This window comes from Collinsella tanakaei (assembly GCF_016900375.1).
Taxonomy (GTDB): Bacteria; Actinomycetota; Coriobacteriia; order Coriobacteriales; family Coriobacteriaceae; genus Collinsella.
The window spans coordinates 100,632-117,576 of the sequence record NZ_JACJKB010000004.1 but is presented as its reverse complement, the minus strand read 5'-3'; the positions used below and the strand labels follow the sequence as shown (position 1 = coordinate 117,576).

12 protein-coding genes, 1 tRNA gene and 1 pseudogene are annotated in these 16,945 nt (G+C 65.1%); 10 read left to right on the top strand and 4 right to left on the bottom strand.

From position 1 onward, the window contains the following. Nucleotides 1-161: 161 nt before the first annotated feature. Nucleotides 162-1,595 (top strand): glutamate synthase-related protein, encoded by a 1,434-nt coding sequence (locus H6A16_RS04075; protein WP_204616368.1) that lies wholly within the window; start codon nucleotides 162-164, stop codon nucleotides 1,593-1,595. A gap of 159 nt (nucleotides 1,596-1,754) precedes the next feature. Beyond that, nucleotides 1,755-2,567 (top strand): TIGR00730 family Rossman fold protein, encoded by an 813-nt coding sequence (locus H6A16_RS04070; RefSeq protein ID WP_204616366.1) that lies wholly within the window; start codon nucleotides 1,755-1,757, stop codon nucleotides 2,565-2,567. Nucleotides 2,568-3,115: 548 nt separating this feature from the next. On the opposite strand, the gene H6A16_RS04065 is transcribed toward H6A16_RS04070, so the two are convergent. Beyond that, nucleotides 3,116-3,191: transfer RNA gene (locus H6A16_RS04065), tRNA-Ala, on the bottom strand. 282 nt (nucleotides 3,192-3,473) lie between these two features. On the opposite strand from H6A16_RS04065, the pseudogene H6A16_RS10980 reads away from it, so the two are divergent. The 5 genes and pseudogenes from H6A16_RS10980 to proB form a co-directional block, all read left to right on the top strand. After that, nucleotides 3,474-4,007 (top strand): annotated as a pseudogene (locus H6A16_RS10980) (N-acetyltransferase family protein); the annotation flags it as partial. 123 nt (nucleotides 4,008-4,130) lie between these two features. After that, nucleotides 4,131-5,105 carry a radical SAM protein gene (locus H6A16_RS10745; protein WP_239458200.1) on the top strand — a complete coding sequence of 325 codons (975 nt, stop codon included), beginning with the start codon at nucleotides 4,131-4,133 and terminating at the stop codon, nucleotides 5,103-5,105. 105 nt (nucleotides 5,106-5,210) lie between these two features. Further along, nucleotides 5,211-5,612: a hypothetical protein gene (locus H6A16_RS04055; protein ID WP_204616362.1), complete on the top strand. Its 402-nt coding sequence runs from the start codon at nucleotides 5,211-5,213 to the stop codon at nucleotides 5,610-5,612. 72 nt (nucleotides 5,613-5,684) lie between these two features. Further along, entirely contained in the window at nucleotides 5,685-7,196 is a 1,512-nt protein-coding gene (locus tag H6A16_RS04050; RefSeq protein WP_204616361.1) for a nicotinate phosphoribosyltransferase, read from the top strand. 675 nt (nucleotides 7,197-7,871) lie between these two features. Next, nucleotides 7,872-8,996 carry a glutamate 5-kinase gene (gene proB / locus H6A16_RS04045; protein WP_204616360.1) on the top strand — a complete coding sequence of 375 codons (1,125 nt, stop codon included), beginning with the start codon at nucleotides 7,872-7,874 and terminating at the stop codon, nucleotides 8,994-8,996. An 18-nt stretch (nucleotides 8,997-9,014) separates the two neighbouring features. Here proB and H6A16_RS04040 read toward each other — a convergent pair whose 3' ends face one another. Then, entirely contained in the window at nucleotides 9,015-10,424 is a 1,410-nt protein-coding gene (locus H6A16_RS04040) for an alpha/beta fold hydrolase (RefSeq protein ID WP_204616359.1), read from the bottom strand. Nucleotides 10,425-10,612: 188 nt separating this feature from the next. On the opposite strand from H6A16_RS04040, the gene H6A16_RS04035 reads away from it, so the two are divergent. Beyond that, nucleotides 10,613-11,899, top strand: coding sequence for a glutamate-5-semialdehyde dehydrogenase (locus tag H6A16_RS04035; protein ID WP_204616358.1), 1,287 nt, complete (start codon nucleotides 10,613-10,615; stop codon nucleotides 11,897-11,899). Nucleotides 11,900-12,159: 260 nt separating this feature from the next. Further along, complete coding sequence (locus H6A16_RS04030; RefSeq protein WP_204616357.1) at nucleotides 12,160-13,113, top strand: carbohydrate kinase family protein; 954 nt, start codon at nucleotides 12,160-12,162, stop codon at nucleotides 13,111-13,113. Between the two features lie 102 nt (nucleotides 13,114-13,215). On the opposite strand, the gene H6A16_RS04025 is transcribed toward H6A16_RS04030, so the two are convergent. After that, nucleotides 13,216-13,818: an HD domain-containing protein gene (locus tag H6A16_RS04025; RefSeq protein ID WP_204616356.1), complete on the bottom strand. Its 603-nt coding sequence runs from the start codon at nucleotides 13,816-13,818 to the stop codon at nucleotides 13,216-13,218. Nucleotides 13,819-14,033: 215 nt separating this feature from the next. Further along, complete coding sequence (locus H6A16_RS04020; RefSeq protein WP_204616355.1) at nucleotides 14,034-14,537, bottom strand: CarD family transcriptional regulator; 504 nt, start codon at nucleotides 14,535-14,537, stop codon at nucleotides 14,034-14,036. Nucleotides 14,538-14,960: 423 nt separating this feature from the next. Between H6A16_RS04020 and argS the strand changes: the two genes are divergently transcribed. Next, a complete protein-coding gene (argS, locus tag H6A16_RS04015; RefSeq protein WP_204616348.1) occupies nucleotides 14,961-16,805 on the top strand; it encodes an arginine--tRNA ligase in 1,845 nt (614 codons plus the stop codon). Nucleotides 16,806-16,945: the final 140 nt, after the last annotated feature.

The window sequence follows — 16,945 nt, the reverse complement described above, 5'->3', positions numbered from 1 at the left end:
GCCATAGTCCGCGCATCGGTGGCCGCACGCTTCGTCCAGGAGGTCTCGCCTGCGACCTGAAGCCGACCGTTCGCGGCGCGTGGCTTTCGCCTGTCTTCGTCGCCGTTGCCCTGCTGGGTACGATGACCTCGATAGTCATCCCAGCGAGGGGAGGAGGCGCCATGGCGAAGTACCGGTGCCCGCTGTGCGGTTGGGTCTACGATGAGGATGCGGAGTGCGCTCCGTTTTCGACGCTCGAGCGCTGCCCGATGTGCGGTGCCGCCGCCTCGGAGTTCTACCGGGTGGAGGATGACGGCGTGACGCCGGTGCCGGACGCGCCGAGTGACCCCGAGCCCCTTGCCGCACCCGTCGATACCGGGGGCGGAGAGTCCCTTGCCGTTCCCGCTGAGCTGCGCCGGGCCGATCCCTCCATCCGCCACATGGACACCATCCACGCGCTCGCGGAGCATGGCAAGCTTGCCGACGGCGCGATGGCGACCACGCTTCCTTTGCCAAAGTGGGAGGATATCCTGGTGCTCGGCGCGCAGCTCGACCCCATGCCGCTGCAAGAGGAGGACGTGCCGGATATCTCCGTGACCATCGGTGCGCAGGCCGTCCGCCCCCTCGTGCTCGAGGGGCCGGCGTTCGTGTCCCACATGTCGTTCGGCGCCCTGTCGCGCGAGGCTAAGATCGCCCTTGCGCGCGGTGCCGCGGCGGCGGGTACGGCGATGTGCTCGGGCGAGGGCGGCATCCTGCCCGAAGAGCTCGAGGCCGCCGGCAGCCGCTATATCTTCGAGTTCGCACCGCTGCGCTATTCGGTGACCGACGAGAACCTGCGTGCCGCCGCAGCCATCGAGATCAAGATCGGCCAGGGAACGAAGCCCGGCATGGGCGGCCATCTTCCCGGCGAGAAGGTCACCGACGAGATCGCGCGCATCCGCGGCCGCCAGCCGGGGGAGGACATCATCTCGCCCTCGACCATTCCAGGTGTGGAGGGCGTCGACGACCTGACGGCGCTCGTGGACGAGCTGCGCGAGCGGAGCCTTGGCGCGCCCATCGGCATCAAGCTCGCTGCGGGGCATATCGAGCGCGACATCGCCGTCGCGGTGGAGGCCGGAGCGGACTTCATCACCATCGACGGACGCGGGGGCGCAACCGGTGCCTCGCCCGTGATGCTGCGCGACGCGAGCTCCGTGCCCACGATCTTCGCGCTCGCGCGGGCGCGTCGGGCGCTCGATGACCTGGGCTCGCCCGCGAGCCTCATCATCACCGGCGGGCTGCGCGTCGCCTCCGATATCGTGAAGGCCCTCGCCATGGGCGCCGACGCCGTCGCATTGGCGAGTGCGTCGCTCATGGCGCTCGGCTGTCAGCAGTACCGCATCTGCGGAAGCGGCATGTGTCCCATGGGCATCGCCACGCAGGATCCCGAGCTCCGTGCGCGGCTTGATATCGAGTGCGGAGCGAAGCGCGTCGAGAACTTCTACCGTGCAACCTTCGACGACCTGCGCATGTTCTGCCGCGTGATGGGGCATCGCAGCATCGGTGGACTTGGTCTGGATGACCTGGTGACCTGTGACGTCGTTCTGGCGGAGCGGTGCGGCATCCCCCGCGCGTAAGGCGGAATCGGGATACCCGTCTGCTCACTGGGTATAACGGTCGTGATGGCAACTTGTCCGCACGGCTCCTTACGTAACGATGACCCGGGTGCGCGTGAGAGCTGATGCGCCCGGGTCATACTGTGGATAGACGATGCGAAAATCAAACGAGGTGATGTGATGGCAAACGAGATAGACCCTGACCGCGTGGATGAGGCTCCGCGTGAGATTCCGGAGAATCACGAGGCGGGCGACGATGCCCCGTTGGGCAATACCTACCACAAGGGCCCGGTGATCCTGCGCGGATCGATGATTCCCGAGCAGACGACGACGGGCAACCTACTCGCCACGGAGGATTCCACCGACTGGCTGCATATGGACCCCTGGCGCGTGATGCGCATCCAGGCCGAGTTCGTCGACGGCTTCGGAGCCTTGGCGGAGCTCGGGCCGGCGGTTTCGATCTTCGGCTCGGCGCGCACGAAGCGGCACGACCCCATGTATCGCGCGGCGCGCCAGGTGGGAAAGATGATCGCGGCGAACAACGTGGCGGTCATCACGGGCGGCGGTCCGGGCATCATGGAGGCGGCAAACCGCGGCGCTGCGGTCGCAGGCGGCACATCGGTTGGTCTGGGCATCGAACTTCCGCATGAGCAGGAGTTGAATGCTTGGGTCAATTTGGGCATGACGTTCAGGTACTTCTTCGTGCGCAAGACGATGTTCGTCAAGTACTCATCGGGTGCCATCGTGTTCCCCGGCGGCTTCGGGACGCTCGACGAGCTGTTCGAGCTGCTGACGCTCGTCCAGACGCATAAGGTCAAGCGCATGCCCGTGGCGCTTATGGGGAGCGACTACTGGCAGGGGCTGTTCGACTGGGTGGGGAGCACGGTTCTCGACAGCGGCAACATCTCGCCACTCGATCCGGCGCTCGTGCAGATTACCGACGACGTAGAGGAAGCCGTCGCCGTGGCGCTTTCGGGTATTGTGCGCCGGTAGGTCGATCTGCGCTGACGCGCTCAGAATTGTGTCCGTGGGTTTGGTCCGCTTGCAGACCGCCAAGCGTGCCAAACCCACGGACACAATGGGGGAGTTCGACGAGTTCGATTCCCCGCGCTTATAACGAAAAAGGGTATCTACCGAGGTAGATACCCTTATCAGTTCCTGTGGTGGAGACGAAGGGAATCCGCAGGAGGCTGGCGCCTCCTGCGTGGGCTGCGGGCGGCTGCGCCGCCCTTGCCCGCTCGCTGGGAAACGCTTGGCGCGTTTCCGCAGCCTCGCGCCCCGAACGGGGTTCGATTCCCCGCATGGTTAACAAAAAGGGTATCTACCGAGGTAGATACCCTTATCAAATCCTGTGGTGGAGACGAAGGGAAGTCCCCGGCCGCCTGCGGCGTCCGGGGTCGCTTCGGAGGCCTGCGGCCTCCTCGCGCGCTTCGCTGGGAAATGCTCAACGCATTTCCTCAGCTTCGCGCCCTGCGGGTTCGATTCCCCGCACTGATAACAAAAAGGGTATCTACCGAGGTAGATACCCTTATCAAATCCTGTGGTGGAGACGAAGGGAATCGAACCCTCGGCCTCTGCCATGCGACGGCAGCGCTCTCCCAGCTGAGCTACGTCCCCAGGACAAGTGATTATGATAGCAAGCTTACGCGTGCTGTCAACGAAAAACTTGTCAAAAATGGGCCGCCCCACGCTTCACGAAAATGAACCCACCTCAACAAGGTGGGTGCCCTCATCGTCCTCTCCAGCGTCCTTAACAACGAAGGATACCTGTACCAGGATCGACTGTGTGGGCTCCCTAAATAAACGCGACGGTTCACCCAGTTGCTCCGCGTGGGGCGGAACACCTTCATCATACGGCACGCCGTTTGCATTACCAGTCTTGACTTGTGCAAAAGTGTGATGGAAGATGGAGGCACACGCCTGTCGTTTGTAAGGTTTTTGAGCGCCCTACCGGCGCTTTTTTCATATGAAGAGGGTGTCCGCATGATTGTCCGTCCCGCCTTGGAGGCAGATTTCGAACGGATCGTAACCCTATACGAACACGTCGTCGATGCCATGCAGGGCTCGCCCTACGATGCGCACTGGGACATGGGCTACCACCCGACCGAGCAAGCGCTTCGCGCGTCGCTCGCATCGGGCGATCTGTTCGCCGTGTTCGACCATGCGGACAGCGCTCAACCTCTGGGTGCGTTCGTGCTCGATGCCGAGCAATGTGCCGGGTACGAACAGGCCGCATGGCGCGTCGACGCTGCCGCCAGCGAGATAGCCGTCGTCCACCTTCTCGCGGTGGATCCCGAAGCGCGGGGGAGGGGCGTGGGCGACGCACTCGTCGCGGGCGCGGTAGCCGCTGCGCGGTCGCGCGGCGTGCGCTCCCTCAGACTTGACGTGCTGGCGGAAAACGCTCCTGCAATCGCCCTGTACCGCCGGGGCGGCTTCACCGATTTCGGCACCTTTCCCTTGATCTACGACGGGGATTTCGCCGTTACGGCACATCTGATGGAGTACGACCTTGCCGGTTCGGAAGAGCCTGCAGCTCCCGCGGAACAGCCTGCCGCGTTGGAAATCCCGCATCTCCACCCCTTGCTCGACCCGGCATCGCTTGACGCCTGCGAGCTCTGTCCTCGCCGCTGTCGCGCCGCGCGCGCCAAGGGCGAGGCGGGCGTGTGCGGGGCTGCCGATGAGCTTAAGCTCGCGCGCGCGGCGCTCCACATGTGGGAGGAGCCTCCCATCTCGGGCGACGCGGGGTCGGGGACGATCTTCTTCAGCGGATGCCCGCTCAAATGCGTCTACTGCCAGAACCACGAGATCTCGACCGGTAACTTCGGTATCGAGGTTCCGCCTGAGCGCCTGGTCGAGATCATGCTCGAGCTGCAGGACCAGGGCGCTCTGAACATCAATCTCGTCACCGCGACGCACTATGCGTACCTGCTTCCGCACGCGGTTGCCGAGGCGCGCCGCCTGGGCCTGAAGATCCCCATCGTGTACAACACGAGCGGCTACGAGCGCGTGAGCGCCGTGCGCGAGCTCGATGGTATCGTCGATATCTGGCTTACGGACTTCAAGTATGCCGATGCGGGTCTTGCGCGCGGGTTATCGCACGTGCCGGATTATCCCGAGCGTGCCGCACGCGCCCTGGCGCAGATGGTGCGCCAGGTCGACGCACGCGGAGGCATCGAATGCGACGATGGGGGCATCATGCAACAGGGCCTGATCGTGCGGCATCTGGTGCTGCCCGGCCACGCGGACGACTCGTGTCGCGTGCTCGATGCCATCTGGCAGGTGGCGGGAGACGTGCCTATCTCGGTCATGAACCAGTACACGCCCAACGACGCCATGCGCGCCGCGGGCGGCGAGCTTTCGCGCCCGGTGACCGACGAGGAGTACGAGCTCGTGCTCGACCATGCCGACGAGCTCGGTTTTTCGCAGATGTTCTGGCAGGAGGGCGGCGCCGTCAGCGAGAGCTTCACGCCGGCGTTCGACACGTCGGGCGTGCTGCGCGCCGCCGAGGGCCCCATCGCGCCTCGCAAGTAACGAAACGGTTCCGTGCCCGTATCCCGCGGTTAAACGGGTATACTGCTGCACATATGAAATCGACACCCGCCGGGTTCACCCGGCGCGATAGATCGGAGGTCCGCGATGGCCGATCAGGAGGCCACGCCGCTCACGGATGAGGAGCGTGCCGAGCTCGAGGCCCTGCGTGCCGAGAAGGCCGCTCGCGAGGAGGCCGAGCGTGCGCGCAAGGAGCGCGCCGAGCTCGAGGCCCTGCGCGCTGAGTCCAAGGCGGCACAGGAGCCGAAGAAGGCCTCCGCGTCGCCGGCGCAGGCCCCCGCTGCCCGCCGTCGCGTCGACGACCGCCCGCCGGTTGTCGACCCGGACAACCTCACGTTCGGCCAGCGCATGGTCATGACGCCCGAGACGGACGACCCCGATGACATCCCCGGGATGCCCCCGGCGCAGAAGATCATCATCGCCGTCCTGCTGGTGGTCGTGATCGCGGGCGGCGCGTGGATCGCCCTCTCAAATGCCGGAATCGTATAGTTCCGGTCTATCAATAGGAAGTGCGGCGCCGGCATCATGCCCGGCGCCTTGTTCATTCGGTAAGGAGCAACCATGGCTTTGACAGATGTCTCGCGCCCGACCGATATCGCCATGCTCACGGACCTGTACGAGCTGACGATGGCCCAGGGCCTGTGGGAGAACGGCAAGCAGGACGATCAGGCGTGCTTCACGGCGTTCTACCGCGATCACCCCTTCGGAAGCGAGTACGCCGTCATGTGCGGCAGCGCCGAGCTTCCCGAACTGGTGGAGAACCTTCGCTTTACCGACGAGGACATCGACTACCTGGCGAGCCTGTCTGCGCCTGCCGGCGGCAAGATGTTTAACCCCGACTTCCTCGAGTACCTGCGCGAGTTCCGCCCGCATGTGGATATCGACGCCGTGCCCGAGGGCGAGCTTGTGTTCCCGCGCGAGCCCATGGTGCGCGTGACGGGCTCCATCCTCGAGTGCCAGCTGCTCGAGACGGCCCTGCTCAACGCTATCGGCTTCGAGACGCTTGTGGCTACCAAGACGGCACGTGTCGTGGCGGCCGCCAAGGGGCGTCCGGTGGCGGAGTTCGGCCTGCGCCGTGCGCAGGGTCCCGACGGCGGTATGGCGGTGGCGCGCGCGAGCTACGTTGCGGGCTGCGCCTCGACGTCCAATGTGCTCGCCGGTCGCAAGTACGGCATTCCCGTGTCGGGTACGCACGCCCACAGCTGGGTCATGTCGTTCGACTCCGAGCTTGAGGCCTTCCGCGCCTTTGCCCAGAGCAGCCCCAAGAACTGCGTGCTGCTCATCGATACGTACGACGTGCGCGAGGGCGTCGAGAACGCCATCATCGTGGCGAAGGAGATGGAGGAGCGCGGTGAGCGCCTGGCGGGCATCCGCATCGACTCCGGCGACCTTGCCAAGCTGTCGACCTACGTGCGCGGTCGCTTCGATGAGGAGGGGCTCGACTACGTGAAGATCGTCGTGTCGAACGATCTCGACGAGTACACCATCCAGTCGCTGCTCAACCAGGGGGCTCCCGTCGACAGCTTCGGCGTCGGCACGAAGCTCGCTACCTGCTACGACCAGCCGGCGCTCGGCTGCGTGTACAAGCTTGCTGCGCATCGCGCGTCGGCCGACGAGGCCTGGACTCCCGTGCTCAAGCTGTCCGAGCAGCCCTACAAGCGCACGATTCCGGGCATCCAGAAGGTGCGTCGCTACATGAACGAGGCCGGCAGCCCGGTGTGCGACATGATCTACGACGAGACCTATCTCGAGGGCGAGGGCGCAAGCCGCGGTACGACGCTCGTTGCCGTGAACGATGCGGCGCTCGTTGCCAGCGTTGCCGGTCTTGAGTACCGAGAGCTGCTCGCGCCCGTCGTGCGCGACGGCAAGGCCTGTGCGCCGCGCGAGACGATCGAGGCCGCGCGCGATCGCTGCTCGGCGGCGCTTGCGGCGCTCGATTCCGCCTACAAGCGCTTCCTGTACCCGCAGACCTATATGGTCGGCATGGAGATCGGCCTTTCCCGCGTGCGCGACGAGCTCGTGCGCGAGCGCATGGCGCAGGCAAGCTCCGCTATCCCCTGGAAGCGGATCTAAAGCTTCGGTTCGAAGCGCAGTTTGATCATTTGCGGGGCGTCCGTATGCCACGGAGTAGATTCCGAGGCGTGCGGGCGCCTTATCGCACCTAGCGCACTCCATTTCGGAGGGCTCTCCAAGTTATGAAGGCCGTTTTCAGCGAATCTCGTTGCATGCCCCGAGTAGACCGCATGCGTGCGAGCCGCTCAACTGGGCTTTTGTCGGCGGCAGAACGCTTTTCGGATGCATCTACTCAGGGAGCCGCGAAAGATTCGCTGAAAACGGCCTTCATAACTTGAGGGCGGGTAGTGTTTCGGCGTTGCAACCCCTGGCCTGCCTTGATTGCCGGCCGTATGAAGTCGGTTTTCGGTGTATCTCGACGAGGGGCCTCGGTATGCCGAATCGATGACCGTCTCCTAACTGGGCTTTTGTTGTGGGCGAAGGGCCGTTTTCGTGCTTCTACTCGACGGGTCGGAAAAGATACACCGAAAACCGACTTCATAATCTGCCAGCTTGACTGAAAAAGGCCGGAGCGCGGTGCCCAGCAGCCGAAAACAGCTCATCGCGCAGGAATATGCTCGGGCGCGGACGCGCTTTTGCTGCCTCGACGGCGCGGTAGCGATTTGCGTGCTACGATATGCGGGCTGTGACGTGCTCGACGCAGCTGCTCATGGATACCAGCAAGAAAGGCAAACGATGGCCACCGCGTACAAAACCATGGTCGTGAAGATCGGCTCCTCGACGCTCGTGGGACCCGATCGCGCGCTGAGGCGCGACTTCATCGCCGGCCTCGCCGACCAGGCCGCCCGTTTGCGCGAGCTGGGCTGGCGTCTCGTGGTCGTGAGCTCGGGCGCCATCGCGTGCGGCGCGCCGGTGCTCGGGTTCGACGCGCGCCCGACCGACATGCCAAGCCTTCAGGCCTGCGCATCGGTGGGACAGTGCGTGCTCTCGGCCGCCTACGACGAGGAGTTTCGCGCTCGCGACCTGCTGACCTCGCTCGTCCTGCTCACGCGTCACGACACGGCGCGCCGGAATTCCTATCTGCACGCGCGCGATACGCTCACGCGCCTCGTCGAGCTCGGCGTGGTCCCCATCGTCAACGAGAACGACACGGTTACCGTCGACGAGATCCGCTTCGGCGATAACGACACGCTCGCCGCGCTGGTGAGCTGCCTTGTTGCGGCCGACCTGTGCGTCACGCTGTCGGATATCGACGGCCTGTACACGGCAAACCCCATGGAGGACCCGAGCGCGCAGTTCATCCCGCGCGTCGAGAAGATCGATGCCACCATCATCGCCTCGGCGGGCGATTCGTCGTCGTCGGTTGGCACGGGCGGCATGATCACCAAGATCCGGGCGAGCCGCATCCTCATGACGGCGGGCATCGCGAGCGTGATCTGCAGCGGCGCTGAGGGCGATGCGCTCGTGCGCTTGGCGAAGGGCGAGCCGGTGGGCACGCTGTTCGTTCCTCCGACGGGCCGTTGCGAGATCGCGCCGCGAAAGCTCTGGATCGCGCTGGGCGATTCGGCCCATGGCGCGGTGACGGTGGACGCAGGCGCGGCCGACGCGCTCGTGCGCCGCGGATCGTCGCTGCTGCCGGTCGGCATCACGCAGGTCGAGGGGGATTTTGACGCCGGCGCCACGCTCGATGTGCGCAACCAGGACGGCCTGACCATTGCCCGCGGCCTCGCGCAGGCGGGCTCCGACGAGCTCAAGCTCGCCGCCGGTCGCCATCAGGATGAGATCGCGGCGAACCGCCTGCTTGCCGCCCTTGCCGGCAAGCCCGCGATCCACCGCGACGAGCTCATCGTTTTTGCCTGATCTTTCCCAGGCGAGCCGCTACGCGTTGCCCAGCGAGCGTGCCTCTTCAAACAGATGGCGGAACACGGTGCCGCCGTGGACGCCGTCGTGCTCGAACTCGTTCGTGATCCAGGGGTGCGCGTTGCCCACGTGTGAGAGCGTGTCGAGCTGCAGGCCGGAGTCGACATACATATCGTCGAAATACACCGCCGCGTAGAGCGGAACCTCGTTTGCCGCCAGGCGGACCGGGTCGTACACGCGGTCGAAATCCGTGTCCTCCATGAGGAGGGAGACGGCGTCGGCGAAGGGCACAAGCTCGGGCATCTGCTCGAACATCCAGGGGAAGCACGCCTCGCCGGTGAGCATGAGCGGCCGCGCAAGGCTGTCGAATTCGGGTCGATGCGCCTTCTCGTTCGCTGCGGCCCAGCCGATGGGGGTGCAATGGCCATCGGCGTAGATGAATTCCTGAAGCGTCCAGTACAGCGGGTTCGCGCGCGTGGTCGTGCGCTCGAGGACGCCCATGAGGAAGGCATCGCTCAGGATCGGCTCGTCGCCGGCAAGCGCGCCGTTGCCGTCCTCGAAGGCGGTGTCGAGCAGCCAGTGCATGCGCTCGAAGCTCGGCTTCATGCCGAAGTCGCTGCCCAGCAGCTGCAGGCGCTCGACGGTGAGCGGGCTGCCGTCGGGCAGGACGATGCCGCCCGCATCGGCAAGATCGGCGATGGCGGCGACGCGCTCGACGTCGCCCGGGTAGCGCTCGTAGAACTGGCGGGTCTTGCGCTCCATGCGCGGGAAGGTGTGCGCGTAGACCTCCGAGGCGCTTGCGGGAACATGGGGGATGCCGCCGCAGGTAAAGCTCGTGCTGATCGCCTCGGGGAACAGCGAGAGGTAGGCGAGGGTGATGAAGCCGCCGTAGCTTTGCCCGAGTGTGGTCCAGGGCTTACCTTCGAATTGCGTGAGGCGCAGGTACTCGAAGTCGCGCACGATCGAGGGGGCGAGCAGGCGCTTGAGGAAGTCCGCTTGCGCCCGAACAGGATCGGCTCCCGCTGCCTGGGCGCGGACTCCAAGTTCGGAGATGGTGCGACCGCTCACGCGCGAGCTGCGGCCGACGCCGCGCTGGTCGGGCAGGATGACGCGGTAGTGCTTCACGGCCTCGGCGATCCAGCCATCGCTTGTCGGCGAGAGCGGGCGCGGGCAGGCGCCGCCGGGGCCACCCTGGTAATAGACGAGCAACGGCAGGTCGTCATCTGCATGCTCGGGCGCGCAGACCACGCGGTAGAACAGCTTGATCGACTCGGGTGCCCCGGCGATGGGGTCGGGAAACGCCCCGGCGCGCATGGTGAGGCCCATGGCGAGCAGCGCGGGCTCGAGGCCGCGCCAGTCGAGCGGAACGTCGATGCTGTGGTCCTCGACGTACAGTCCGGGGACATGGTAGCTTGCGAGCTTGGTCATGGCTGCTCCTTTGCGATCTTTGCGCTGCGCGGCTTTCGTATGACAACAGAGTAGCGACAAGTTTGCCAGGTACAAACTTGTCGCTGCCGGAAGATTGCCGAACGGCAACGTCGCGCAGCGCGGGACATGCGGCGGACATTATCGGGTAGCATGGGATAACGAACGCAATTCCCGCAAGGAGGTGCCCGATGGCGCAGGATATCAAGACATACGTGGAGCAGCTGGCGATTGCCGCTAAGGAGGCGTCGCGCCCTCTCGGTTTCGCTGACGATGCGACCAGGCAGGCTGCCGTGCGCGCCATGGCGGCTGCCCTGCGCGACCGCACGGAGGATATCCTCGCCGCCAACGGGCAGGACATGGACGCCGCGCGCGCGGCGGGGACGAATGCCGGCCTGCTCGATCGCCTGCTGCTTACCCCGGAGCGCATCGAGGGCATGGCCGCCGGTCTGGAAAAGCTCGCCGACCTGCCCGATCCGGTCGGGCGCGTGCTGGAGCATCGCACCATCGACCAGGGCCTCGACCTCAAGAAGGTCAGCGTGCCGCTCGGCCTTGTGGCCATGGTCTACGAGGCGCGCCCGAACGTGACCGCCGACGCCGCGGGCATCTGCATCCGCACCGGCAACGCCTGCATCCTGCGCGGCGGCTCGCTTGCCCAGCGCTCCTGCGTGGCCATCGCGCATGCGCTCGCCGACGCGGTGGAGGCCTCCGGCTTCCCGCGCGAGGCGGTGACCATCATCGAGACGACCGACCGCGAGGCCACGGGCGCCCTCATGAGCCTACGCGGCATCGTGGATGTTCTCATCCCGCGCGGCGGTGCCGGCCTCATCCAGCGCTGCGTGCGCGAGTCGCTCGTGCCGGTGATCGAGACGGGCACGGGCAACTGCCATATCTACGTGCACGAGAGCGCGGACTTTGCCAAGGCGCGCCCCATCATCATGAACGCCAAGACCCAGCGCGTGGGCGTGTGCAACGCCTGCGAGTCGCTGCTCGTCGACAGTGCCGTCGCCGCGGCTTTCCTGCCCGATATGCTGCGCGAGCTCGCGGACGCCGGCGTGCTCATCCATGGCGACGAGACGTCCTGCGGCATCTGCCGCGAGCTCGGTCTGGCGGAGGGCGATGCCTTCGTGCCCGCGACGGATGAGGACTGGGGCCGCGAGTATTTGGCCATGGAGATCTCCGTGAAGTGCGTGAGCGGCCTCGACGAGGCGATCGCGCACATCAACCGCTACGGCACCATGCATTCCGAGGCGATCGTCGCCGAGGACGAGCGGGCGTGCGAGCGCTTCCTGCGCGAGGTCGACGCGAGCTCGGTCTACGCCAATGCGAGCACGCGCTTTACCGATGGCGGTGAGTTCGGCTTGGGCGCCGAGATCGGCATCTCCACCCAAAAGCTGCACGCGCGCGGACCGTTTGCCGCCGAGGCGCTCACCACCTACAAGTACGAGATCCGCGGCACCGGCCAGGTGCGTCCGTAGGGTACAGCACGATAGGGCGCGGCGCGGCTTCTGCTGTCGCGCCGCCTTCATGCGTCCATCCAGTACCAGATGACCGGAATGCGCCCTCTTTCGGGGGCACAGGCGGCCATTCGGTACTGGATGGACGCTTTTCGTACGCTCGCGGGCGCGCGCTCGCCGTGTTCAACCTGAGAGATGTCGCATCCTCGCATATCTGTTTCCTATCCGGAAGGCTAAGATAGTGGTATCGATACCACATCACCGTTTCGGGAGGCGGCGCCATGTTTGACGTGACGGCATTGGGAGAGGTTCTTATCGATTTCACCGAGGCCGGTACCTCGGCAAACGGCATGTCGCTGTTCGAGCGCAACCCCGGTGGCGCTCCGGCGAACGTGCTGGTCGCCCTTGAGCACCTGGGGCATCCGACGGCGTTTCTGGGCAAGGTCGGCACCGACATGCACGGCGATTTCCTGCGCGGCGTGCTCGAGGCGGAGGGCATCGACTGCACCGGTCTCATCAGCGACCCGAACTTCTTCACCACGCTGGCCTTCGTGGCGCTGGCTCCCACGGGCGAGCGCGCGTTCTCGTTTGCCCGCAAACCCGGTGCCGATACCCAGCTTGCACCTGCGGACCTTGCGGGCGATGTGATCGCGAACTCCAAGGTGTTCCATGTGGGATCGCTGTCTCTGACGGACGAGCCCGCGCGCTCGGCGACCCTTGCTGCCCTCGAAGCCGCGCGTGCAGCGGGCTGCGCCCTGTCGTATGACCCCAACTACCGCGCGAACCTCTGGGCGTCTGCCGAGGTTGCCTCCGAGCACATGCGCTCCATCGTGGGGAGTATGGACCTCATGAAGATCTCCGACGAGGAGTGCGAGCTCATGACCGGCCATGCGGATCCGGCCGAGGCCGCCGCTGCGCTGCTCGCCCAGGGGCCGAAGGTCGTCGCCGTGACCCTGGGAGGTTCGGGCGCGCTCGTGGCCTGCGCCGACGGCATGCAGGAGGTTCCCGGGTTCCCGGCGGACGTCGTGGACACCACGGGCGCTGGCGACTCGTTCTGGGGCGGCTTCCTCGCGGCGTTCGTGGAGAGCGGTCTTGCGCCCGATGCCGTGACGGCTGCGGATGCCGCCGGCTTTGCCCGCATGGGCAACGCTGTGGCGTCGCTGTGCGTGCGCGGTCGCGGTGGCATCCCGTCGATGCCCACGCGCGAGGCGGTCATGGAGCTGCTCGGGGCGTAGCGTCCGGCTACACAAGTCTGCTGAATAGACGAGGGCCCGCGACAACCGGATGCTGTCGCGGGCCCTCGATGATTGCACGGACGCAGGCGTATGCGCCCCTCGTTACTCCTTGCCGAAGGTGTCGCGGTCGGGGGCGAAGCTCTGCATGGCCTCGATGGTGCGGGCGAACAGCTCGTCGAGCTCCCAGCCGAGCATCTCGGCGCCGGAGCGGATCACGTCGCGGCTCACGCCGGCGGCGAAGCGCTTATCTTTGAATTTCTTTTTGAGCGACTTCACGTTGAAGTCCATGACGCTCTTGGAGGGGCGCATGACGATGGCTGCGCCGATGAGGCCCGTGAGCTCCTCGGTGGCAAAGAGGATCTTCTCCATCATGAGCTCGGGGCGGGGAAGAGCGGTGTTGAAGTCGCTCGTGTGGCTCTGGATGGCGCGGATGAGCTCGGGCGTGCCGCCCGCGGCCTCGATGTCCTTGGCGGCGTAGATGGTGTGGTTCATCGGGTCGTCGTCGTGCTCCTCCCAGTCGAGGTCGTGCAGCAGGCCGACGATGCCCCAGAACTCCTCGTTGTCGGGGTCGTACTCGCGCGCGAAGTAGCGCATGGTCTGCTCGACGGTCTCGCCATGCTCGATATGGAAGGGGTCCTTGTTGTGCTCGCAGAGCAGCGCATAGGCCTGCTCGCGGGTGAGTCCTGCCGAAAGCGTCTGTGCCATGGTTCCTCCAAACCGTTGCTGAACACCGGCCCGCACACGAGCCGAGTATGCAAAAAGGTGCCCGTGATCCCTCCCTTATAGCGCATGCGCGCCGTACCTACGGTTGGGACCGGGCACCTTTGATCCCCCATCCGGTGAAGGGGGAGGCTTAACACCTCGTACTGTACCACAAGGCGGGTTGCAAGACGGCCCACGCAGGGCCGCCCGAAGACGCGTCAGTTTTCCGAGAGTTCGCCGGCGGCAACGGCCGCTGCGTGCAGGCGCGCGTCGACGTCTTCCTCGCTCACATCGAGTGCGACGGCGATCTCCTCGATGGAGCGGCGCTTCGCCTCCTTGAGGATGCGCAGGTAGTAGCTGCTCGGCTTCTTGGAGCGCGACTCCGCGTCGTTGATGCGGCGGCGCATGGTTTTGGCTACGCGCAGCGTCTCGGGTGCGCCGAGCTTGATCTGCGCCTTGAAGTAGCTCTCCTCAAGCGAGCTGTTGCGCTCGGTGAAGGGATCGCACTCAAGGGTGTCGTAGCGCTCGATAAGCGCCTCGGCTTCCTCTTTGGAGATGATGGTGTGCAGGCGATCGGCCTGCGCGACGGGATAGAGAAGACGGGTCTTGGCGTGCCCCGATTTGGCTTCCAAGACGATCATCGGCGCGGGGGCATCCTCATAGTCGACGACGGTGCAGACGCCCTGGCCGGGGTGGACTACGTGCTCTCCGATACGAAACATGCTTCCTCCAACTCATAAGCTACAGCTCGTATAAGAATAGCACGTCTACGTGCGGTTTTGCTGCACCTCAACACAATATGAGCACAATTGAGCTGGTTATTGTCCACCCTGTCAGCTTCAGTGTTGGATTCGGTTGGAAAACGGGTATCAATTATAATTTTTCCCGACGGCGGCCACCGTTTTGCGACGTTACGGGCGGCATCGCACTCAGAGCGTGCATCCGGGGTGCCGCGCCATATCGCACGCGCGACATATCGATCTTACGCCAAAGCGGACAGTACGGCCGCTCCCAGCAGCACAATCTGCGCAGATTGACGTGCAGATTGCGGGGACTCCAATGCGGTGTGCTAGAGTATTGGGCACGTTTAAGCCTATAGCTCGCTGCGATACGAGCGCGGCGAGGCCCTACATGGAGGAGGACCCATGCCTGAGAAGATCGAAGAGCTGGTGCGCGCCGCCCTCGCTGCGGCGATCGAGGCGGGCGACGTTCCCGCGTTCGAGCTGGACGATTGCGGCATCGAGCGACCGGCGGACACTTCTCACGGTGAGTGGACGTCCACCATGGCGCTGAAGTCTGCCAAGCTTGCCCACTGCGCGCCGCGCAAGATCGCCGACGCCGTGGCGGCTCACCTGCCCGCCGATCCCGTGATCGAGAAGGTCGAGATCGCCGGCCCCGGCTTCATCAACTTCTATCTGTCCGTCGCCGCCAAGAACGCCGTGTTCGCCGAGGCGCGCGAGCAGGGCATGGACTTCGCCAAGTCCAACGTCGGCAAGGGCATCAAGACCCAGGTCGAGTTCGTGTCCGCGAACCCCGTCGGCCCCATGCACGTGGGCCATGGCCGCTGGGCCGCGCTCGGCGACTCCATGTGCCGCGTGATGGAGCATGCCGGCTACAACATCGAGCGTGAGTTCTGGATCAACGACTACGGCAACCAGATGAACACCTTCGGCAACTCCATCTCTAAGCGCTATATGCAGCTTGCCGACATCATGGAGAAGCAGGGCTGCGACATCGACGCCGCTCGCGACTTTTTGGCTCAGGACCGCGACAACTACGTGCAGGACGAGGCCGACGAGCACCTCGACAGCCATCCCTATATGGATGAGTTCACTGCCGATCTGGGCAAGGACTCCTACGGCGGAACCTACATCATCGACGAGGCCGCTGCCTTCTGGAAGAGCGATGGCGACAAGTGGGTGAACGCCGATCCGCAGGAGCGCATGCTCAGCTTCCGTGAGCGCGGCTACCAGAAGATGCTCAAGGACATGAAGGAGACCTGCCACGACGTGCGCTGCGACTTCGACGTGTGGATGAGCGAGCGCACCATGTATCAGAAGGACTGGACGGGCACCAGCCCGGTCGAGCGCGCCTACGCCAAGCTCGACGAGATGGGCTACCTCTACACCACCGATGACGGTGCGCTGTGGTTCAAGTCCACCGCCTTCGGCGACGACAAGGACCGCGTCATCAAGAAGTCCAACGGCGACTACACTTACTTCTCGTCCGACATCGCCTACCACTGGAACAAGTTCCAGCGCGTCGACCTGGTCCTCGACATCTGGGGTGCCGACCATCACGGCTACATCGCCCGCGTCAAGGCCGTCTGCGACGCTCTGGGCTACCCCAACCAGTTCGAGGTGCCGCTGGGCCAGTTCGTGAACCTGCTGCGCTCCGGCAAGCCGGTCCGTATGTCCAAGCGCAAGGGCACGATGATCACCTTCCGCGAGCTCATCGACGAGGTCGGCGCCGACGCCGCCCGCTACACGCTCGTGTCCCGTTCCTCCAACCAGACCATCGACTTCGACATCGATGCCGTCAAGGAGAAGAGCCAGTCCAACCCCGTGTACTACGTGCAGTACGCGCACGCCCGCATCTGCTCCATCCTGCGCAAGGCCGCCGGTGTCACGCCGGAGCAGGCTGACCTCATGGGTATGGAGAACGTGGCCGTCAAGGCCATCTACGGCGACGTCAACTACGCGTTGCTCTCCGACCCGACCGAGCTCGCACTGTCCCGCAAGCTCTCCGAGCTGCAGGACCTCATCGCCGGCGCTGCCCGAGATCGTGCTCCGTTCCGCATCACGCACTACGTCGAGGAGCTCGCCTCTGCGTTCCACAGCTTCTACGCTGCCTGCCAGGTGCTGCCGAGCGAGGGCCATCCGGTCGATCCCGAGCTCGTCCGCGCGCGTCTTGCCGCGTGCGACGCCGTGCGCTCGGTCATCGCGCTGTGCCTGTCGCTGATCGGTGTTTCCGCTCCGACGCGCATGTAGTTCTGAGCGACATAGCGAATGTTTTGGGGACCCCGCGGTTTGCGGGGTCCTTTTTTCTTGAAAAGTACCTGTGCGGCGATGGCATATCAGGGTGTCAAACGATGTATGTAATTACCGTGTTTGCGCAGGTAGTGGTATCA

Coding starts and splice junctions, on each gene's coding strand:
- H6A16_RS04075 (WP_204616368.1), top strand. CDS start 162: ATGGCGAAGTACCGGTGCCCGCTGTGCGGTTGGGTCTACGATGAGGAT.
- H6A16_RS04035 (WP_204616358.1), top strand. CDS start 10,613: ATGGCGCAGGATATCAAGACATACGTGGAGCAGCTGGCGATTGCCGCT.
- H6A16_RS04070 (WP_204616366.1), top strand. CDS start 1,755: ATGGCAAACGAGATAGACCCTGACCGCGTGGATGAGGCTCCGCGTGAG.
- argS (WP_204616348.1), top strand. CDS start 14,961: ATGCCTGAGAAGATCGAAGAGCTGGTGCGCGCCGCCCTCGCTGCGGCG.
- H6A16_RS04020 (WP_204616355.1), bottom strand. CDS start 14,537: ATGTTTCGTATCGGAGAGCACGTAGTCCACCCCGGCCAGGGCGTCTGC.
- H6A16_RS04050 (WP_204616361.1), top strand. CDS start 5,685: ATGGCTTTGACAGATGTCTCGCGCCCGACCGATATCGCCATGCTCACG.
- H6A16_RS04025 (WP_204616356.1), bottom strand. CDS start 13,818: ATGGCACAGACGCTTTCGGCAGGACTCACCCGCGAGCAGGCCTATGCG.
- H6A16_RS04040 (WP_204616359.1), bottom strand. CDS start 10,424: ATGACCAAGCTCGCAAGCTACCATGTCCCCGGACTGTACGTCGAGGAC.
- H6A16_RS04055 (WP_204616362.1), top strand. CDS start 5,211: ATGGCCGATCAGGAGGCCACGCCGCTCACGGATGAGGAGCGTGCCGAG.
- proB (WP_204616360.1), top strand. CDS start 7,872: ATGGCCACCGCGTACAAAACCATGGTCGTGAAGATCGGCTCCTCGACG.
- H6A16_RS04030 (WP_204616357.1), top strand. CDS start 12,160: ATGTTTGACGTGACGGCATTGGGAGAGGTTCTTATCGATTTCACCGAG.